Source organism: Luteibacter sp. OK325, from assembly GCF_003050935.1.
Classification (GTDB): domain Bacteria; phylum Pseudomonadota; class Gammaproteobacteria; order Xanthomonadales; family Rhodanobacteraceae; genus Luteibacter.
On record NZ_QAOX01000006.1, the window covers coordinates 263655 to 281762 of the forward strand.

General features: G+C 62.3%; 16 protein-coding genes and 3 tRNA genes. 5 read left to right on the forward strand and 14 right to left on the reverse strand.

The annotated features are described in order from the left end of the window. The first annotated feature begins 58 nt into the window (after positions 1–58). Positions 59–943, forward strand: coding sequence for a DUF4189 domain-containing protein (locus tag C8J98_RS14775; RefSeq protein WP_107913955.1), 885 nt, complete (start codon positions 59–61; stop codon positions 941–943). A gap of 377 nt (positions 944–1320) precedes the next feature. Here the strand turns inward: C8J98_RS14775 and C8J98_RS14780 are convergent, their stop codons facing one another. The 5 genes from C8J98_RS14780 to C8J98_RS14805 form a co-directional block, all read right to left on the reverse strand. Beyond that, a complete protein-coding gene (locus C8J98_RS14780) occupies positions 1321–2397 on the reverse strand; it encodes a radical SAM protein (RefSeq protein WP_107913956.1) in 1077 nt (358 codons plus the stop codon). Positions 2398–2597: 200 nt separating this feature from the next. Next, a complete protein-coding gene (locus C8J98_RS14785) occupies positions 2598–3248 on the reverse strand; it encodes a hypothetical protein (protein WP_146171645.1) in 651 nt (216 codons plus the stop codon). A gap of 1068 nt (positions 3249–4316) precedes the next feature. Further along, positions 4317–4622: an addiction module antidote protein gene (locus C8J98_RS14795; protein WP_107913959.1), complete on the reverse strand. Its 306-nt coding sequence runs from the start codon at positions 4620–4622 to the stop codon at positions 4317–4319. A 30-nt stretch (positions 4623–4652) separates the two neighbouring features. After that, positions 4653–4946 (reverse strand): type II toxin-antitoxin system RelE/ParE family toxin, encoded by a 294-nt coding sequence (locus C8J98_RS14800; RefSeq protein ID WP_107913960.1) that lies wholly within the window; start codon positions 4944–4946, stop codon positions 4653–4655. 348 nt (positions 4947–5294) lie between these two features. Further along, positions 5295–5384, reverse strand: a tRNA-Ser gene (locus C8J98_RS14805). A gap of 143 nt (positions 5385–5527) precedes the next feature. Between C8J98_RS14805 and C8J98_RS14810 the strand changes: the two genes are divergently transcribed. Next, positions 5528–6232: a protein phosphatase 2C domain-containing protein gene (locus C8J98_RS14810; protein WP_107913961.1), complete on the forward strand. Its 705-nt coding sequence runs from the start codon at positions 5528–5530 to the stop codon at positions 6230–6232. 21 nt (positions 6233–6253) lie between these two features. On the opposite strand, the gene dnaQ is transcribed toward C8J98_RS14810, so the two are convergent. Genes dnaQ through C8J98_RS14825 form a run of 3 tightly spaced genes read right to left on the reverse strand, consistent with a single transcriptional unit; the run spans position 6254 to position 8132 of the window. Beyond that, a complete protein-coding gene (dnaQ, locus tag C8J98_RS14815) occupies positions 6254–6979 on the reverse strand; it encodes a DNA polymerase III subunit epsilon (RefSeq protein ID WP_107913962.1) in 726 nt (241 codons plus the stop codon). Then, positions 6976–7443, reverse strand: a complete 468-nt coding sequence (gene rnhA / locus C8J98_RS14820; protein ID WP_233260245.1) for a ribonuclease HI — start codon at positions 7441–7443, stop codon at positions 6976–6978. The genes dnaQ and rnhA overlap by 4 nt, the downstream gene beginning before the upstream one ends. Then, entirely contained in the window at positions 7440–8132 is a 693-nt protein-coding gene (locus C8J98_RS14825; RefSeq protein ID WP_107913963.1) for a methyltransferase domain-containing protein, read from the reverse strand. Before C8J98_RS14825 ends, rnhA begins: the two co-directional genes overlap by 4 nt. Before the next feature lie 122 nt (positions 8133–8254). Between C8J98_RS14825 and gloB the strand changes: the two genes are divergently transcribed. The 3 genes from gloB to C8J98_RS14840 are packed head-to-tail and all read left to right on the forward strand — an operon-like array spanning position 8255 to position 11131. Further along, complete coding sequence (gene gloB / locus C8J98_RS14830) at positions 8255–9022, forward strand: hydroxyacylglutathione hydrolase (RefSeq protein ID WP_107913964.1); 768 nt, start codon at positions 8255–8257, stop codon at positions 9020–9022. Further along, a complete protein-coding gene (locus tag C8J98_RS14835; protein ID WP_107913965.1) occupies positions 9019–10350 on the forward strand; it encodes a transglycosylase SLT domain-containing protein in 1332 nt (443 codons plus the stop codon). The genes gloB and C8J98_RS14835 overlap by 4 nt, the downstream gene beginning before the upstream one ends. A 4-nt stretch (positions 10351–10354) precedes the next feature. After that, positions 10355–11131: an enoyl-ACP reductase gene (locus C8J98_RS14840; RefSeq protein ID WP_107913966.1), complete on the forward strand. Its 777-nt coding sequence runs from the start codon at positions 10355–10357 to the stop codon at positions 11129–11131. Between the two features lie 75 nt (positions 11132–11206). Here the strand turns inward: C8J98_RS14840 and fabV are convergent, their stop codons facing one another. The 6 genes from fabV to lon all read right to left on the reverse strand — a co-directional run bounded on the left by fabV (position 11207) and on the right by lon (position 18080). Beyond that, entirely contained in the window at positions 11207–12406 is a 1200-nt protein-coding gene (gene fabV, locus C8J98_RS14845) for an enoyl-ACP reductase FabV (protein WP_107913967.1), read from the reverse strand. A gap of 379 nt (positions 12407–12785) precedes the next feature. Further along, complete coding sequence (locus C8J98_RS14850) at positions 12786–14696, reverse strand: SurA N-terminal domain-containing protein (protein WP_107913968.1); 1911 nt, start codon at positions 14694–14696, stop codon at positions 12786–12788. An 82-nt stretch (positions 14697–14778) separates the two neighbouring features. Then, positions 14779–14855: transfer RNA gene (locus C8J98_RS14855), tRNA-Asp, on the reverse strand. Between the two features lie 9 nt (positions 14856–14864). Then, positions 14865–14939: transfer RNA gene (locus C8J98_RS14860), tRNA-Val, on the reverse strand. A 15-nt stretch (positions 14940–14954) separates the two neighbouring features. Then, positions 14955–15227, reverse strand: a complete 273-nt coding sequence (locus C8J98_RS14865; RefSeq protein ID WP_036112061.1) for an HU family DNA-binding protein — start codon at positions 15225–15227, stop codon at positions 14955–14957. A 336-nt stretch (positions 15228–15563) separates the two neighbouring features. Next, positions 15564–18080, reverse strand: a complete 2517-nt coding sequence (lon, locus tag C8J98_RS14870) for an endopeptidase La (RefSeq protein ID WP_107913969.1) — start codon at positions 18078–18080, stop codon at positions 15564–15566. Between the last annotated feature and the right edge of the window lie 28 nt (positions 18081–18108).

Below are 18108 nucleotides of genomic sequence, written 5' to 3' on the forward strand. Positions count from 1 at the left end.
GCCTGGAGCGGTTTCCCGTCAGACTCGACACGAATTCAGGGCCAGAACGGCGCAACACATGCAGACCCCACGCATATGCTTCCTGAGCGCCCTCGCCGCGCTCATGGCGTTCCCGGCGATGTCAAAAGCGGCCGAGCCTCCGCCGAACGCACCCGCAGAGATCGTTGCTGCCGCACCGCAGGGCACTCACCTACTCGTCTTCAAGGCCAGTGGCGACCAAGTTGATGCGAATGCCGTGGCGGTGTTTGAAACGTCGCCCGACAAGGATGGCGTGACGTACAGGGACCTCATCATTGTCGGAAGGAAAGACGGCAAGTTCGTCCCGGAAGTGTCGAGCGACAAGATCATCGCCTGCTCAAAGTGCAGCCAGTTCCACGATGACCCGTTTGCGTTCGCTAACCTCAAGGTCACACCGAGTCACGTTCACCTCGATCAGATGGATGGAGGTGAGCAACCATCGACGACCACTATGGACTTTGTCCGAAAGGATGCGACCTGGGTGGTGACCACCGCCACGCGCGTGTCTGTCGAGGAGGGACGCTACAACTCCAGGACAGAGAAATTGCCGAAACCCGCGTCCGGGCTCGTCAAGGACATGGATGGCGCCTGGATTGTGCCTACTTACTTCAACGCCCTTGCCGTCGAGAACAAGACGAACCGCTTCATGTTTCTTCATGGGTACGGTACGCATGAAGAGCTGCAGGGCAGCATCAAGTCGGAATGCAAGGGCAGTGACTGCAAGATTCTCGTGGAGCAACAGGACGGCTGCATGTCCCTGGTTCGCGACAGTACCGCGCGCTCCTTTGCGGCGGGTACGCCGAATGCAGGGACGAAGGATGATGCAGTAGCCTTCGCCATAGCTGCCTGCTCACGTGCGGGTGGCGGCCAATGCAGGGTCGTCAGGACGGATTGCAGCACTGGTACGCGCAGCAAGATTTACTAACTCGATGGCGTAGTCTTTCGAGACACGGAGCGCTGCTCGTTTGTCGCTCCCGCAGCAGAGGAACTGCTAATCATCGACAACAAGTGGCGGCTGTCGGATGGCTCGTTCACGATCAGCGCGACGATCTCGGACACAGAGTTCCTTCATGCGGTCAATACCGACCTCGAATCGTTCTCGAAGGGTGATTCGCTGGTTTGTAGGGTGCGGGTGCGCCAGTGGCAAACCTCGAACGGAACGCGCACCGAGTACGAAGTGGCCAAGGTAGCCAGGCACTTGCGGGCCGCGCCTCAAATCTCGCTGCCGCGGAATTTCCAGGAGACCCGGGCAGGCCTATACGACTCACAGGCCCAGCCCGAGCCAACAGCCTGACGGCTTCTCTACGTACCAAACCCTCCACAACACCGGCTGCAAGCAGGCAGAAGCCCCCCTGCCTCACTGAGCTTCTCCCGCAGCGCTTCGATGCTCGAGTGCTTCCAGATGCCCTCAAGGCCAACATCCCGAACATTGGCGATCGCGAACCGATAGCAACGCCCGTGAACGGGCACGGATTCGCCATCGGCGTCGACCATCAGGATGCGGAAAGCATCGTGGCAACGGCGGCCAACGAATTGCGAGGGATGGTGATAGTAGATGTCGAGGTCGGACTCGCTCACGAGATCGGGCTGGATCGTGACCTTGAACGGCCAGATCGATCCCTTGATGTCGGTCAGTTCGGCGGCCAGGCGGGCGACGTCGATCGATGTCGGATCGGATTGGAAGCTGTTCGAAGCCGTGGCGGGATAGGCCTGGCCATAGAGCGCGTTGTGTTCGTTGGCCAGCGCGGGCGTCACGAAATTATTGTGGATCAGGCCCACGAGCTTCAGTGGCAGATCACTGATGTCTTTAAGGAATGTCTTGAGATGACCGACGTTGTATTCGCTGATCGTGCAGAAGACGGAGATTTCCGGCGGGTTGGGTAGCGCCGCAACGGCCTTGATACCCTCCACGGCCCGGGCAAAGCTGCCGTGGTGGCGCCGGATCTGATCATGCAGTGCCGCTGGACCGTCCAATGAGACGAACAGACCGCGGCAGCCGCCCGCCACCAACTCCGCTGCCCGCTTGGGTAGGAGCAGGCCATTGGTGGTGACGGTCGTATACAAGCCCAGCGACGAGGCGTACGCCAGTGCGTCGCCCAGCGGCTTCCAGGCGAGCGGCTCGGTGAAGGCGAAGCCCATGCGGGCGTCGGGGCAGAAAGCCGCCATATCGTCGGCAATGGTATGGAACAGCTCCAGCGGCATGGACCGTGTCTGGGCCCCCATGAGATTGGCGCCGAAATTGGTCTCAGCATTCCCGGTGCCGACATCACACATGACACACCGCAGATTGCAGAAATTGTTCACCCCGAGGACGACATGCCCCGGCCGCGCTGCGGCCACGAGGCGGGGTTGCGGAGCTAGCTGGCTGAGTGCGGGCATTGCGGGTGAATTCCTCGAGGGGTCACGAAGGACACATTGCGCGGCATGAGCGTGCCTACGCCTCAAGGGGGTAAGTGCCGTATTCGGGGCAAAGGGTTTACGTCCGCCGTTTCCCTTTCCCAGAAGGCGGAAAGGCCGCCCCGAAGGGCAGCCTTTCCGTTCCAGACGTTAAGGACGGTCGAGTCGGCCAGGGGGCCGCTTCAGACTCTCAGTGCCTTTTGCTCGGCATCGCTGACACAGGTGTCGGCGGCCTTGTGGAGCGACTCCTTCAGCAGTGCCGCATGGTCTGCGCGAAGGGCGTCGCTAGTTGGCGGGTTCTTGGGATCGGTCGGGTCGACGTTGCACAGGTGCTGTGCAACCAAGGCACCGGTCTTTCCGTCGATCAGGCGAACTCGTGCGACGTACATGACGTGATACTTGCTCCACTGGGATGGGTAATACGCGTACATCCAGTTGATCGTTTTCACGTCGAGGATGACGTCGGCACCGGGATAGACCTTCACCAGTGATGCCGGGCTATCGTCTGTAGCAATCTTGTTCGAAGCAGGAAGCACGGTAGCCGACCGTTTTGCCGCCATATCGTCGGCGAGGCGCTGGCTGATCTCGATGGCCGGATCTTCGATACCCTCGGACTTAACCAGGTCGTTGCCGGCGTTGATCATGGCCACGGCCCCAAACAGTCCGAACGCCGCCTTTCCCGCCGTCATGGCGGAAAAGTCCGGTTTTGCATAGTGCGAAACAACGACATGCTTGCCTTGCAGAGTTGAACCTTGCTCCAACGATTTCGTCGGAGCAGACACACACCCACTCAAAACGACGGCAAGAGCCGCCGCACAGCAGAACGTCTTCATGTTGTCCCCTGTTAGATTCCATTCGGCCGGGTGGCCGGGGGCATCCTAGCAATGGGCGTCGATGGCGGTCCAGAGGCGCGGGTGACGGGCCAATTCACGGCAAAGCCCAAGGCGGCCGGGCCACTGGGCATAGCCGTTTCCGCGCGACCCCGCGAACGCCTTCTACATACCCAGTGAGGTCAATCGAACAAGCGTCAATCGAACGTAGGCCTCACGAGGCAGCTCCGGATGAACCGCGAACCGACGGAATTGGGCGGTCTTGCCCCATCCTTCAAAGTCTGCAGCTACCTCGCCCCAAGTTTCCTCGTAAACCGCATTTGACATATGGGGAACCAATGGTGCCGACAGATGACGTAAAGCGTTGCCCTGATATCGGTGCCGAACAACTGTCGATATTGCAGCCAGACCACCTGCAACTCGACAAGCTTGTTTTCGAGAACATGCATGACTTCGCCAAGTGCTGCACCCATTGACTCGTCGAACCGATTGGGTCTGTCCGCCTGATTGTTGTCCATGTCTTACGTCCAGCCGAAACCGCAGTCCGAACAATACCAAGCTCAAGGCTTCGTGTTGCTGGCCACCCATCCAGCACGTCCATCCAGTTCTTTCCACATCCACCTCTCCCATCCCGACGTGTCGGACACGGGCGCCAGCAGCCGGACCGCCCTGCCATGCCGATGCTTCGCCACCCGCCAGATTGCTTCTGCATTCCGCGCGTTGGGGTCACTGACCGGCAGGAGCACCTCGACACATCGCCAGTGGCCTCTGTGAGCGGCATGAAGCAGCGCGGTGGAGTGCCCGCTTGCCGGGTCGACGTCCGGGTGGTTATGAGGGCAACGACGGTGAGGTGGTCCCCATGTGCCGGACGGCGAGCAAACAAGGTAATGCGGGAGTCTCATCGGGGCCTCGTGTGTCCCGATTTGTGCCCCGAGGCTTTTTTGTCGGCGGAGAGGGTGGGGTTAGAACCCACGGTTGTCTTTCACCAACGCCTGATTTCGAGTCAGGCACATTCTGACCACTGCGCCACTACGGCGGGGATCCAGCATAGCGTCAGATTGCCACAGCACATCAGGCGGCAGCGCCAGGACGTTTCACAGGCTCCACTGACAACCTAAATCCAAGTGCGCCGAAAACCCTGTTCATCGTCTCAAACTTAGGTTGTGCGCCAGGCCGAAGAGCCTTGTACAGACTTTCACGACCGAGACCGGCATCCCTTGCTACCTGAGCCATCCCACGTGCTTTCGCAACATGACCCACAGCACGAAGCATTTCGTCTGTGTCGCCATCTTCGAGGACTTGGCGCACGTACTCGGCAACCGCCTCATCACTATCAAGGATTGCGGATAGGTCGAACGGTAGGAGTTGGGTACTCATTCTCAAATTCTCCGGTGACGATCCTAACCATTAGAGATCGGCAGCCATGCTCTTGGCTTTCTTGATGTCGCTGGCTTGGGACTTCTTGTCCCCACCGCACAGAAGGATCACGACCTCCTTCCCACGCTGGATCAAATAGACTCGATAACCTGCACCCACATCCACTCGTAATTCTGAAACGCCTTCGCCGACAGGCTCGCAGTCACCAAAGTTACCCATCGCGACTCTATCGATCCGGCGAGCGATGGCAACCTTGGCCTTGATGTCTCTAAGTTCCTGGTGCCACTTAGCAAATCCATCGGTTTGTTTTACTGTGATTTCCATAACTTACGATGGCTCCGGAGGCGCACACGCATTCCTTTGACGCAATTGTATCCTACTGGATACACGATGCAAGCATTCGTTTGCATCGGCTATACGCCAGTTGCGACGAAGGTGCCCTTCAATGGTGCTGGTTGCGAAGGCCGCTCATACGCCACAGGCACAGACCTCCAACGAGACACCCCGAGGCTGGATGAAGACGGTCTGAGAACGGAGAAGTGACATGGCGAACATGGCGACAGCCAAAAAAGTAGTGCGGGAGTCTCATCAGGCCTCGCGTGTCCCGATTTGTGCCCCGTAGCTTTTCTCCGCCAACAAAAAAGCCCGCTTTATGCGGGCTTTTCTGCGAACTGGCGGAGAGGGTGGGATTCGAACCCACGGTTGGCTTTCACCAACGCCTGATTTCGAGTCAGGTACATTCGACCACTCTGCCACCTCTCCGTGAACGGTCGACGGCAGGGCTTTCGCTCTGCCGGGCCCGCAATGATAGTGGGTCTCTCCTGCCGTGACAACAGACTTTTGATGGGGCATCCTCCCTGTGCATTCCGGCGCCGTGGCGCCCTTTCCCAGCACCTAAGGCACCCATGATCGAGTTCGGACACGGCACGCATACCGGCCTCCGCCGCACGCGTAACGAGGACACTTATTACGCCGACGCCGGGCTCGGGTTGTTCCTGGTCGTGGACGGCATGGGCGGGCACAAGCACGGCGAGGTGGCCTCGGCCACGGCGCGCGACGGCGTGGTGGCCCAGGTCACCGCCGGTCAGTCACTCGTGGACGCGATCCAGCGGGTGAACGAGGCGCTGATTGCCCGCTCCAGCGGCCTCTCAGAATCCCGGCCCATGGGCACGACCATTGCCGCCGTGCGCCTGGTCGGGCGCTCCTACGAGGCTGCCTGGGTCGGTGACAGTCGCATCTATATCTGGGACGGCGAACTCAAGCGCCTCTCGCACGACCATTCCATCGTGGAAGCCCTGGTTGAGGCGGGTGAACTGACCGAGGCCCAGGCGCGGACGCATCCGCAGCGCAGCGTGCTGACGCAGGCCCTGGGCATTACCTCGCCGGACCAGCTCCACATCGGTCTCGCCAGGGGTGAATTGCCCTACGGCGCACGGCTGCTGCTATGCACGGACGGTCTCACCGATGAAGTGGACGATGAGCGGATCGGCGCGATCGTCTCGCGTACGGACATCGCCGCGCAGGAAGGTGTCGATCACCTCCTGCTCGAAGCCCTCTCGGGCAGCGCACGCGACAACATCACAGCAATCCTGCTTCGCGCAGCGGCTTGAGCCGCTGCCTGTAATCGCAGGTCAGTGAATCGTCTCCGACGTTTCCATCTTCCGCCAGATACTCTGCCCACCCGCTGATTTATCCAGCGCCTCGACCCGCTTCGCGTGCCGCGCAAGCTCTTCCGGATCGGCATGACGCACGATTGGACGACGCTTCATCACGATGTCCTGCAGCACGCTGGTGCGGCCACGCTCGTCATTCGCATCGAAGGCGAACTCGAGCCCGCCCTGACCGGTCGTCATGGCGATATAGACGTCCGCCAACAGCTGGGCATCGAGCAGGCCGCCGTGGAGATCGCGCTTGGTGTTGTCGACGCCGAGACGCTTGCATAATGCGTCGAGGCTGTTGCGCTGGCCCGGATACATCTGGCGCGCCATGAGCAGCGTATCGAGCACCGTGGCGTAATCCGCAATCTGCCCGTAGTGCTCCCCTGCCCGCTTCAGCTCGGCATTCAGGAAGCCCACGTCGAACGCCGCGTTATGGATGATCAACTCAGCGCCGCGAATGAAGTCGAGAAACTCACCCACCTTCTCGATGAAAAGCGGTTTGTCGACGAGATGTTCGTCCTTGATACCCGTGACCTTGCTCGCCTCTTCGTCGATAGCGCGCTGCGGGTTGAGGTAGGTGTGAAAGTGATTGCCGGTGGGGCGGCGGCCGATCATCTCGACCGCGCCGATTTCCACGAGGCGATGACCGAGGTGTGCTTCGAGGCCGGTGGTTTCGGTATCGAGAACGATCTGCCTCATGCGAGGGTCCCCTTCGACTTGTAGATGATGGCCTGGTCACGCGCGGCGACGTCCACGCGCTCGTTCTCGACATGGCCGGCATGGCCCTTCACCCATTCCCATGTGACGGTATGTGCTGCGGCGGCCTCGTCGAGGCGAATCCACAGGTCCTGGTTTTTCACGGGTTTCTTGTCGGCGGTTTTCCAGCCGTTGCGGCGCCACTTCGGTACCCACTCCTGCACGCCCTGCATGACGTACTTCGAATCGGTCATCAGGTGCACATGGCAGCGACGGGTCAGCGCTTCGAGCGCCGAGATCGCACCCATCATTTCCATGCGGTTGTTGGTGGTGTCGGGTTCGCCGCCAGCGAGCATCTTCTCGATGCCCTTGGCTCTCAGCAGAGCTGCCCAGCCACCCGGGCCGGGATTACCCAGGCAGGCGCCATCGGTGAAGACTTCAACGGTTTCGGTGGTGATTTCGGTCAAGAGATGGACTCACGTGCGTTGCGACGGGCGCCAGAAGCGAGCGAACCAGGCAGGGGTGCCTCGGCCGCCGCCATGCGGGGGCGCAAGGGTACCGCTGCCGGGCGCTTTTTGCGCGCAATAAGCATGTATCCGCCACCGACCATGGATTCGCCGACCGGCGAACCGCCTGCACGCGGCCACGCGCTGCCCAGCCGGCGCGGCATGGAGAGCTCGAAATCGTCGCGAACCAGCCGCTGGCTCCACCACCATGGCCAGGTCAGGCGCGGGCGGGTGCCCCGGGCCTGTCTCGCCACCCAGGGAGACCACAGGCCCACGGGATGGATGCCCGTGATGGCGAGCATGCCGCCGGGGGCCAGCACCCGAATCGCTTCGTCGAGGAGATTGTCCTGGCGCGCCGTGGTTTCCAGGGCGTGCCGGAGCAGCACCACCCCGAAGGCGTCGTCGGCGAACGGCAGGGCCTCCAGACCGCTCGCACGGACGTCGCCGCCCAGGAGCGCCCCGGCAACCCGCACGGTCGCCCAGTGGCCCAATAGGGGCAAGGCGGGCGGATCGGCCAGAAGAGAGGCGGTGAGGTGCAATCCATGCTCGCCGGTACAGCGGGTCAGCAGGGGCGACAGCACGCGGGCCTCGTCGGCCAGCAGCTTGCCGATCTGCGGCGTCGCATAGATGTCGGGGGCCAGGGTGGGCATGTTGTGATGAGTGTAGTGATCTTGAATGGGGCCCGCACGCGTTAACGAGGTCCTAACGAGTGGGATATACCCGGCTGATATAGTCCGGCCGCCCCGCCCAACTGGTTACGGAGTACGGCCCGATGCATTGGGTTCCCGTCGCGGCTCTGAGCGACAACTACATCTGGCTGGTCGCCGACGACGAAGGCAACGCTTTCGTTGTAGATCCTGGTGAAGCCGCCCCGGTCCAAGCCGCGCTCGATGAGCGAGGCTGGCGGCTGAAGGCGATCCTGCTCACCCACCACCATAACGACCACATCGGTGGCGTCTCGGACCTGGTCCGCGACCACGACGTGGAGGTGTACGCCACGGCGGATCCACGCATCCAGCCGAAGAATCATTTCGTCGAAGACGGCGATGTCATCACGCTGGAATCCCCGGCGGCGACCTTCAAGGTCATCGCCGTCCCGGGCCACACCAGCTCGCACATTGCCTACTTCGGCGAAGGCTTCCTGTTCTGCGGCGACACCCTTTTCAGCGTCGGCTGCGGCCGCCTGTTCGAGGGCACGCCCGAGCAGATGCTCGCATCGCTGGAGCGCTTCGCCGATCTGCCGCCGGAGACCCTGGTCTGCTGCGCGCACGAATACACCGCGGCCAATATCCGTTTCGCGCTCAGCGTCGATCCGGACAACGCCCCCCTGCGCCTCCGTCGTGACGAGGTGGCGCGCCTGCGCGATGAAGGTCGGCCGTCCGTGCCGAGCCGACTCGCGGATGAGTTCGCCACCAACCCCTTCCTGCGCGTGGACAGCGACGCTATTCGTCGCTGGGTCGACGCCCAGGGCAAGGAATCCGCCACGCGGACGGAGCGCTTCGCCGCGCTACGTCGGGCCAAGGACACATTCACAGCATGATGGCTCTTACCCGACGCATACTTCCCGCACTCATTCCCCTGGTGCTGACGGCGTGCGCCGCCGCCCCTCAGCGACCGGTGCCCCTGCCCGTCACGCCGGCACCCACCGCCACCCCGGTGGCAGATGTGTCCATGTCGCCGAAGCTGGTGCGCCCTGCCGCGCCGGCGGATTTCTGGTCGGGCATGCGTGACAGCTTTGAGATGCCGGGCTGCGAAGCCGGCCCTGAGGTGCTCGCCTGGGCGCGCACCTATACAAAGATGCCGAACCGCTTCGAGCAGCAGGTGAACGAAGTACTGCCGCTGATCGTCTACGCGCACAAGTCGGCCATGAAACACGACGTGGCAGGTGAGTTCGCCCTGCTGCCTTGGGTGGAGAGTCAGTATCGCCACGTGCCCGGTGCGAAGAATCGTCCGGCCGGCATGTGGCAGATCATGCCGCAGACCGCGCATACGCTGGGCCTGCGTGTAGAGAAGAATTACGACGAGCGCCTGGACATCACCAAGTCGACCGAGTCGGTGATGAACATGATGCATCGCTACTACGACGACCTCGGCGACTGGCGCCTGGTCGACGTCGCTTATAACGCGGGCGAGTTCGGTCTGAAGAAGACCATCGACAAGCACGGTGGTCCGACGCGGGAAGAAGGCCTGCCTGACGTACCGATGAAAGCGGGCACCAGGGAGCATCTGGTCAAGCTCATGGCCATTGCCTGCATCGTGCGCGATCCCGGCCGCTTCAACGTGCAGCTTCCGCGTCAGGATGGCGACGATGCGCTGCAGGTGGTGCAGGTGTCGAACCCGCAGTCGCTCGCCCAGGCGGCGAAGCAGTCGGGCCTGTCGATGAATGATCTGCGCGACTTCAATCCGGCGTATCGCACCACCAAGGGCACGGTATCGTCGTCGTTGCTGCTGCCGAAGACCGCGGCCGACCAGTACAACCTCGGACCGGTTGCCGCTGTGATTGAACCGCCCTCCTCGTCCGTCGATGACGATGCCGTTGCCAACGTACCTGCTGCGAAGAGTGGCAAGGCTGGCAAGAACGCCAAGGGTGGCAAGCTTTCGAAGGCGGAATTAGCGAAGGCTGAAAAAGCCTCGAAGTCGGGCAAGGCAGATGCTGTCGCCAAGGCTGCTAAGTCGACCAAGGGCGACAAGTCCGGCAAGGCTGCGGAGCCTGCCGTGGTGATCGTCTACAAGGTCAACAACGGCGAATCGCTGTGGACGATTGCACGCCGCCATCAGGTGAGCGTCGAGCAGCTGATGAAATGGAACGACCTGCAGACGCAGGCCGTGAAGCCCGGCCAGGTATTGCGCCTTACCGCGTCGCGTTAAGCCCATGGGCTTCCTGCATCGCAAGCGCGTCCTTATCGTCGGCATCGCCAGCCGTCGCAGCATCGCCTGGGGTATCGCCGAGGCGATGCATCGCGAAGGGGCGGAACTCGCTTTTACCTACCAGAACGAACGACTGAAAGATCGCGTCGAGGAAGCAGCGCAGGAATTCGGTTCCAACCTCGTTCTCGAATGCGACGTCGGCATCGATGCGCAGATCGACCGTGTGTTTGCCGAACTCGGCCAGCACTGGGATGGCCTGGACGTGCTCGTGCACTCGGTGGGTTTTGCGCCGCGCGAAGCGTTACAAGGTGAGTTTCTCGACAACCTGACGCGCGAGAACTTCGCTGTCGCGCATGACATCTCCAGCTATAGCCTCGCCGCCCTGGCGAAGGCCGCACGCCCGCTCATGACCGGACGCGGTGGCGCGATCCTCACGCTGAGTTATCTCGGCGCCGAACGCGCCCTGCCCAACTACAACGTGATGGGCCTGGCGAAGGCCAGCCTCGAAGCGAACGTGCGTTACCTCGCCTATAACCTCGGGCCGGAAGGCACGCGCGTGAATGCGATTTCCGCCGGACCGATCAAGACGCTCGCCGCGTCCGGCGTCGGCAATTTCCGGCGCATCCTGGAACAGGTGGACAACGTCGCACCCTTGCGGCGCGGCGTGACACAGAAGGAAGTCGGCAACGTAGCCGCCTTCCTGTGTTCGGATCTTGCGTCAGGCGTGACCGGTGAAGTCACCTACGTCGATGCAGGCTTCAACATCGTCGGCTTGATGTAGATCGTTTCTGTGGGTCGCTCTCTGTGGGAGGGCCCCACACAGGGCCCCATATGGGGCCCTCCATAGAACAGTGGATTACATCTCGACGACGTTCCAGCGCACGTCCGGGTTCACATCGGCCGCGTAATCCACGTCTTTGCGATCAAAGCCGAACAGCTTGATGAAGTCGTGCTTGTAGCCGGCGTAATCCGTATCGGTCCACAGGTTCTCCGTGGTGACCGTCGGCCACAGCGCCTTGCACTCGGTCTGCACGTCATCGCGCAGTTCCCAGTCGTCCAGGCGCAGGCGGCCTTCGGCGTCCGTCTCGGGCGCCTTGCCGTCCGCGCGGTAGAGACGCTCGTGGAACAGGCGGTTGATCTGCTCGATCGTGCCCTCGTGGATGCCCTTCGCCTTCATGATCTTGAAGACCATGGACACGTAGAGCGGAATCACGGGAATCGCCGAACTCGCCTGGGTGACCACGGACTTCATCACGCCGACATAGGCGCGCAGGCCAGCGTGCTTTGCGCCAAGCTCTTTCGCGGTGCGATCCAGATGCTGCTTCGCTTTGCCCAGCGTGCCGTCCCAGTAGATCGGCCAGGTGATCGACGTGCCGACGTAGCTGTAAGCAACCGTCGTGGCGTTATCGGCGAGCACGCCGGCTTCGGTCAGGGCGTCGATCCACAACGCCCAGTCCGCGCCACCCATGACGGTGACGGTGTCATCGATTTCCTGCTGCGTCGCAGGATCGACGGAGGCCTGGATCACGGCATCCTTGTTGGTGTCGACCGACGAGGCAGTGAACGTCTCACCGATGGTCTTCAGTGCGGAACGCACGACGGTGTCGGTTCCCGGCAACTTGCGCACCGGCGAGGCGAGCGAATAGACCACGAGGTCGATCGGGCCACCCATGTCGGCCTTGATGATCTCGATGGCCTTGGCACGCGTCTCGTCGGAGAAGGCGTCGCCATTGATCGAGCGGCTGTAGAGGCCCGCCTGCGTGGCGAGCTTGTCGAACGCGGCGGAGTTGTACCAGCCGGCCGTACCGGTCTTGGTTTCGCTCGAGGGTTTCTCGAAGAACACACCCAGCGTGGCAGCACCCTGGCCGAAGGCGGCCGTGATGCGCGAGGCAAGGCCGTAGCCGGTGGAGGCACCAATCACGAGCACGCGCTTCGGACCGGCGGTGAATGCGCCGCTGGCCCGGGTGATGGCGATCTGCTCTTCCACATTCTTCTCGCAGCCGACCGGATGAGCGGTGGTGCAGATGAAGCCACGAACCTTGGGGGTAATGATCACGGGTTGTCCCTTTGACGCAGTAAGACGCCCATTGTAATCGTCCCGGCGCACCATGCGCTTCCGCACGGAAGGCAGGCCAAAAAAGGGCTCGGCGCCGCCATCGCTCTCTACACTTGGGCGCTTCGCGGGGGAGACCTTGGTGTCCACCCTCGCTGCTCAGACAGTCCTCCGCGTTCGGTGCGGAAGGCCGCTTCGCGGCCCATGTATCTATCTGGCCTACGGCCGCTCCACTTGTGCGGAACTCGCCTCGAGGGTGGGCACCGAAGGCTCTGCGCCGCCACGTCCGCCGCCTTCGGCGTCCCCGGAATTCCGCGATGAGCCAAAAAAAAAGCCCCTCAGCGAGGGGCCTTTTCGACGAAGCGCTGAAGGCTTCGTGGTGTTACATACGGTCCTGGGCGATCTTGATCTCGCCACTGGCCTTGAGTGCGTCGATGTACTCGCTCGTCGCGGCCCGGGCCATGGCGGCGGTCATCTGGCCGCGCAGACTATCGCGATCGGCCTTGGCGACCTTGGAGGGATCGCCGTCCGTCACCTTGTCCACGGCGACGATCGCGTAAGCCGCACCGTCCGTCCGCACGACCGACCAGGTCGGCTTGCCGTCGACCGGGCGCGGCAGGGTGAACGCCTGCTGCAGGACGGCCTGCGGCGCATCCTTGATCGCACTGAGCTTGCCGCGCTCGAGCGCCGGCAGGGTACGCACCGGCGCCTTGGCGAGGGCCGCGATGTCGCCGCCCTTGGCCGCCTGCGCGACGATCTCGTCAGCCTGCTTCTTCGCCAGGGCGTCGACACGCTCGTCGAGAATGCGCTGACGAATCACGTCGCGAACATCGGCCAGGTTCTTCGGCGCGGCCGCAGCATGCTTGGACAGGTGGATGACGATGGCGTCGCCCTTATCGACCTGCACCAGCGAGGAGTTGTTGCCCTGGTTGAGCACGTCGTCGGCGAAAGCCGCGGCGACGAACTTCGGATTCGCGGCAAGGCCTTCACCGCCCTCGCGACCGAACATCGGGCTGGTGCGGATCTCGACGCCGAGTTCCTTGGCGGCAGCATCGAGCGAACCCGGGTTGCGTTCGGCGAGATCGGCCAGCTGGCCGGCGCGCTCGTTATAGAGACGCTCGCCCTCGCCCTTCGCCCAATCCGCGGCAAGCTGCGCGCGCACGTCGGCGAACGGCTTGGCATCGCCCTCGCGCGCATCGCGCAGCCAGATGATGTGGTAGCCCTCTTCCGGCGAAAGCACCGGCTCCTTCGTGATCTCGCCCTTCTTCATGCTGAAGAGCGCGGTATCGAAGGCGGCGTTGGCGACGCCCTTTTCCAGCCAGCCGAGGTCACCGCCGCTGCGCTTGGAACCCAGATCTTCCGAGTTGTCGGCGGCGAGCTTGGCGAAGTTCTCCGGCGTGGCTTCGGCGGCGATCTTCTTCGCCTTCTCGAGCGCGGCCTTCTGCTGCTCGGGCGTGGCGTTCTTGGGCACGTCGATGAGGATGTGCGAGACCTCACGCTGTTCCGGCTGCGCATAACGCTGCTTGAACTTGTCGTAGAACTCGTGGAGCTGGGCGTCGGTCGGCTCACCGATCTTCAGATCGGCCTGCTTCACTTCGAGGTACTGCACCGAGACCTGCTCGGGCGTGGTGTAGTCAGCCACGTGCGACTTGTAGAACGCGTCGATATCCGTGTCGGCTACCGTGGCGTCGGTGAGCGACGGACGCGGCACTTCGACGAAGCGCAGGTCACGCTGCTGCAGCTGGAGGCGGAAGAAGCCATCCACATCGGCGTCGCTGACCAGGGTGGTCGAGAAGATGGCCTGCGGAATAATCTGGTTGCCGAGATCCGTACGGATCTTGGACTCATACATGGCCGGGCTCATGCCCTGCATGGAAAGAATCGCTTTATACGCGTCGGGGCTGAACTGCCCATTCACGGCGAAGCCCGGGTCGGACCCGATGGCCTCGCGCACGCTCACGTCGGACACCGCGAGGCCGAGATCGGTATTGGCCTTGAGTAGGAGCGCCTGGCCGATCATGCCGTCGAGGATCTGCTGCTTGAGCTCGGGTTTTTCGAGGTCGGCGGCGGTGAACGGCGCATTCGGATTCTGCGCGATCTGCTGACGCAGCTCGTTCATCCGGTTCTGCCAGTCCTGCTGCGAGATCTCGTGGTCGCCGACTTTCGCCACATACGTATCGACCCGCGATACGAAGTACGACTCGATGCCGAAGAAGGCAACGGCGAACACCGAAACGCCGAGGACGACGGCAGCGGGCCAACCGTGGATCTTGTTACGCAGGGCTTGCAGCATGATGCGACTCGCACAGTTGGCGTCGGCAAATCCTTACCGACGGTAGATAAAGCAAAGGCGCCACACGGGCGCCTTTGCGGATTGGCGGAGTGGACGGGACTCGAACCCGCGACCTCCGGCGTGACAGGCCAGCATTCTAACCGACTGAACTACCACTCCACTTACCGTTGGTGGGTGCTGAGGGGATCGAACCCCCGACCAGCGCCGTGTAAAGGCGACGCTCTACCGCTGAGCTAAGCACCCCTACGGTAAGACTACTTAGTTTACGTGATCCTTGAGCGCCTTGCCAGCCGTGAAGGCCGGAACCTTGGACGCCGGAATCTTGATCTCTTCGTTCGTGCGCGGGTTGCGACCCGTGCGGGCGGCGCGGCTGCGCAGCTTGAAGGTGCCGAAGCCGACGAGGGCAACGTCTTCACCCTTCTTGAGGGTGTCCTTCACGGCTTCGATCAGGCCTTCGAGCGCCTTGCCAGCGTCAGCCTTCGACAGTTCAGCCTTTTCAGCAATGGCGGCGATCAGGTCGGTTTTATTCATTACGTGACTCCCTTTCAAAGGTAATTCGAATCGCCAGAAGGCGATCCCGTACGAGAAGACGGTAGATCTTCGAACGCAAGCTTTTGGCATCGTTCGACGACCCGCGATCCATGGCGCCCTTGCGGCGCGGACGATTGCGGAGCCGCCTTTATACCAGTGCCCTCCCCCCATCGCAATACGAGCAATACCAACGCTTTCAGCGCGTATGCATCCTTCACGGAGGCTTGCGCGGGGAGAGAAAAACGATTATCGCGAATCAACAATGACAGGACAGCGAAATCGAAAAGGGCGCACTTGCGTGCGCCCTTGTTCGTGATACGAAACGATCGGCCCGGATCAGTGCGTGAGCGAGGGCGACGCCTTGCCCTTACCCTTCCCCGCCTTGGCCTCTTCGAGGGGCACCTCGACGGCCTGACCGCCGTCACCGGCCTTCTTCGGGGCCGGCGGACGCTCGAGCGCGAGATTGAGCACCTCGTCGATCCACTTCACCGGATGAATCGCCAGCGAGCTGGTGATGTTCTCCGGCAGGTCGATCAGATCTTTCCGGTTCTCGTCCGGAATGATCACCGTGGTGATGCCGCCGCGATGGGCCGCGAGCAGCTTCTCCTTCAGGCCACCGATCGGCAGCACGCGACCGCGCAGGGTGATTTCACCGGTCATGGCGACCTCGGAGCGCACCGGCACCTTGGTAAGGGCCGATACAAGCGCCGTGCACATGGCGATACCAGCGCTCGGACCGTCCTTCGGCGTAGCGCCTTCCGGCACATGGATATGGATGTCGAGCGACTGGTGGAAGTCCGGATCGATACCCAGTGCTTCGGCCCGGGCACGAACGACACTGAGCGCGGCCTGGATCGATTCCTTCATCACGTCGCCGAGCTGACCGGTCTGGATCAGGCGACCCTTGCCCGGAACCACCGACGCTTCGATGCTGAGCAGATCGCCACCGACCTGGGTCCAGGCCAGCCCAGTGACCAGGCCCACTTCGTTCTGCAGTTCCGCACGACCGAAGTCGAAGCGGCGCACGCCGAGGAAGTGGTCGAGGTTCTCGCCGTCCACGCGCACCTGGTCCGGCGCGAGCACCTTGCCCTTCACCGCCTTGGCCGCCGACTTCTTCACCTTGGCCTTGGCCTTCGCCGGCACGGTACCCAACGCGATTTCCTTGACGACCTTGCGGCAGATCTTGGAGATCTCGCGTTCGAGGTTACGCACGCCGGATTCGCGCGTGTAGTAGCGCACGATGTCGCGCAGCGCGTCTTCGCCGACCGTCAGCTCTTCAGCCTTCAGGCCGTTCGCCTTCAGCTGCTTGGGCACCAGGTACTTCAGCGCGATATTGAGTTTCTCGTCCTCGGTGTAACCGGGGATACGGATCACTTCCATGCGGTCGAGCAGCGGGCCGGGAATGTTGAGCGAGTTCGCGGTAGCGATCCACATCACCTCGGAGAGGTCGAGATCGACTTCCAGGTAATGATCGTTGAACGCGTTGTTCTGTTCGGGATCGAGCACTTCCAGCAGGGCCGACGAGGGATCGCCACGGAAGTCCATCGACATCTTGTCGATTTCATCCAGCACGAACAGCGGGTTCTTCGTGCCGACCTTGTTGAGGTTCTGCACGATACGGCCGGGCATCGAACCGATGTAGGTACGACGATGGCCACGGATCTCGGCTTCGTCGCGCACGCCACCCAGGCTCATGCGAACGAACTTGCGGTTGGTCGCCTTGGCAATGGACTGGCCCAGCGAGGTCTTGCCCACGCCGGGCGGACCGACGAGGCAGAGAATCGGGCCCTTCATCGTGTTCACGCGCTGCTGCACAGCGAGGTACTCGAGGATGCGCTCCTTGACCTTCTCCAGACCGAAGTGGTCGGCGTCGAGGGTTTCCTGGGCGAGCGCGAGATCCTTGCGAACCTTGCTGCGCTTCTTCCACGGCACGCCCACCACCCAGTCGAGGTAGTTGCGGACCACGGTGGCCTCGGCGGACATCGGCGACATCTGCTTGAGCTTGTTGAATTCGTTACGCGCCTTGGCAAGCACGGCCTTGGGCATGCCGGCGGCGTCGATCTTCTTCTGCAGCTCTTCGATTTCGTTCGCGCCCTCTTCGCCCTCACCCAGCTCCTTCTGGATAGCCTTCATCTGCTCGTTGAGGTAGTACTCGCGCTGGCTCTTTTCCATCTGCGACTTCACGCGGCCGCGAATGCGCTTCTCGACCTGTTGCAGATCCATCTCGCCGTCGACCAGACCGATGAGCAACTCGAGACGCTGGCCGACATCGGCTGCTTCAAGGACGCGCTGCTTGTCGCCCATGCGCACGGAGAGGTGAGCGGCGATGGAGTCGGCAAGACGCGACGGATCGTCGATGCCCGAGAGCGTCGCGAGAATTTCCGGCGGGAGCTTGCGGCTCTGCTTGACCAACTGTTCGAACAGGGAAACGAGCGAACGCGAGACGACATCGAGTTCGCGTTCGTTGCTGCTGTAGATGGGCTCGATGACGCGGGCCTTGCCGCTCATCATGCCGGCTTCGTCCTCGAAGGCGTCGATCTGCACGCGCGACTGACCTTCGACCAACACCTTCACGGTGCCGTCGGGCAGCTTCAGCAATTGCAGGACGCCCGCGAGCGTGCCAACCGAGTGGAGGTCGCCGATCGACGGATCGTCGATGTCGGGGCTCTTCTGGGCGACGAGCAGGATCTGCCGTTCGCCTTCCATCGCCCGCTCCAGCGCGCGCATGGACTTGTCACGACCCACGAACAGCGGAATGACCATGTGCGGGTAGACGACGACGTCACGCAGGGGCAGGACCGGCAACAGGTCCAACTCGGATCCGCTCGTGGTTTGGCTGCGATTCTTCGCCATGTGCTTGGGGTTTCCCTCAGAGAATTTG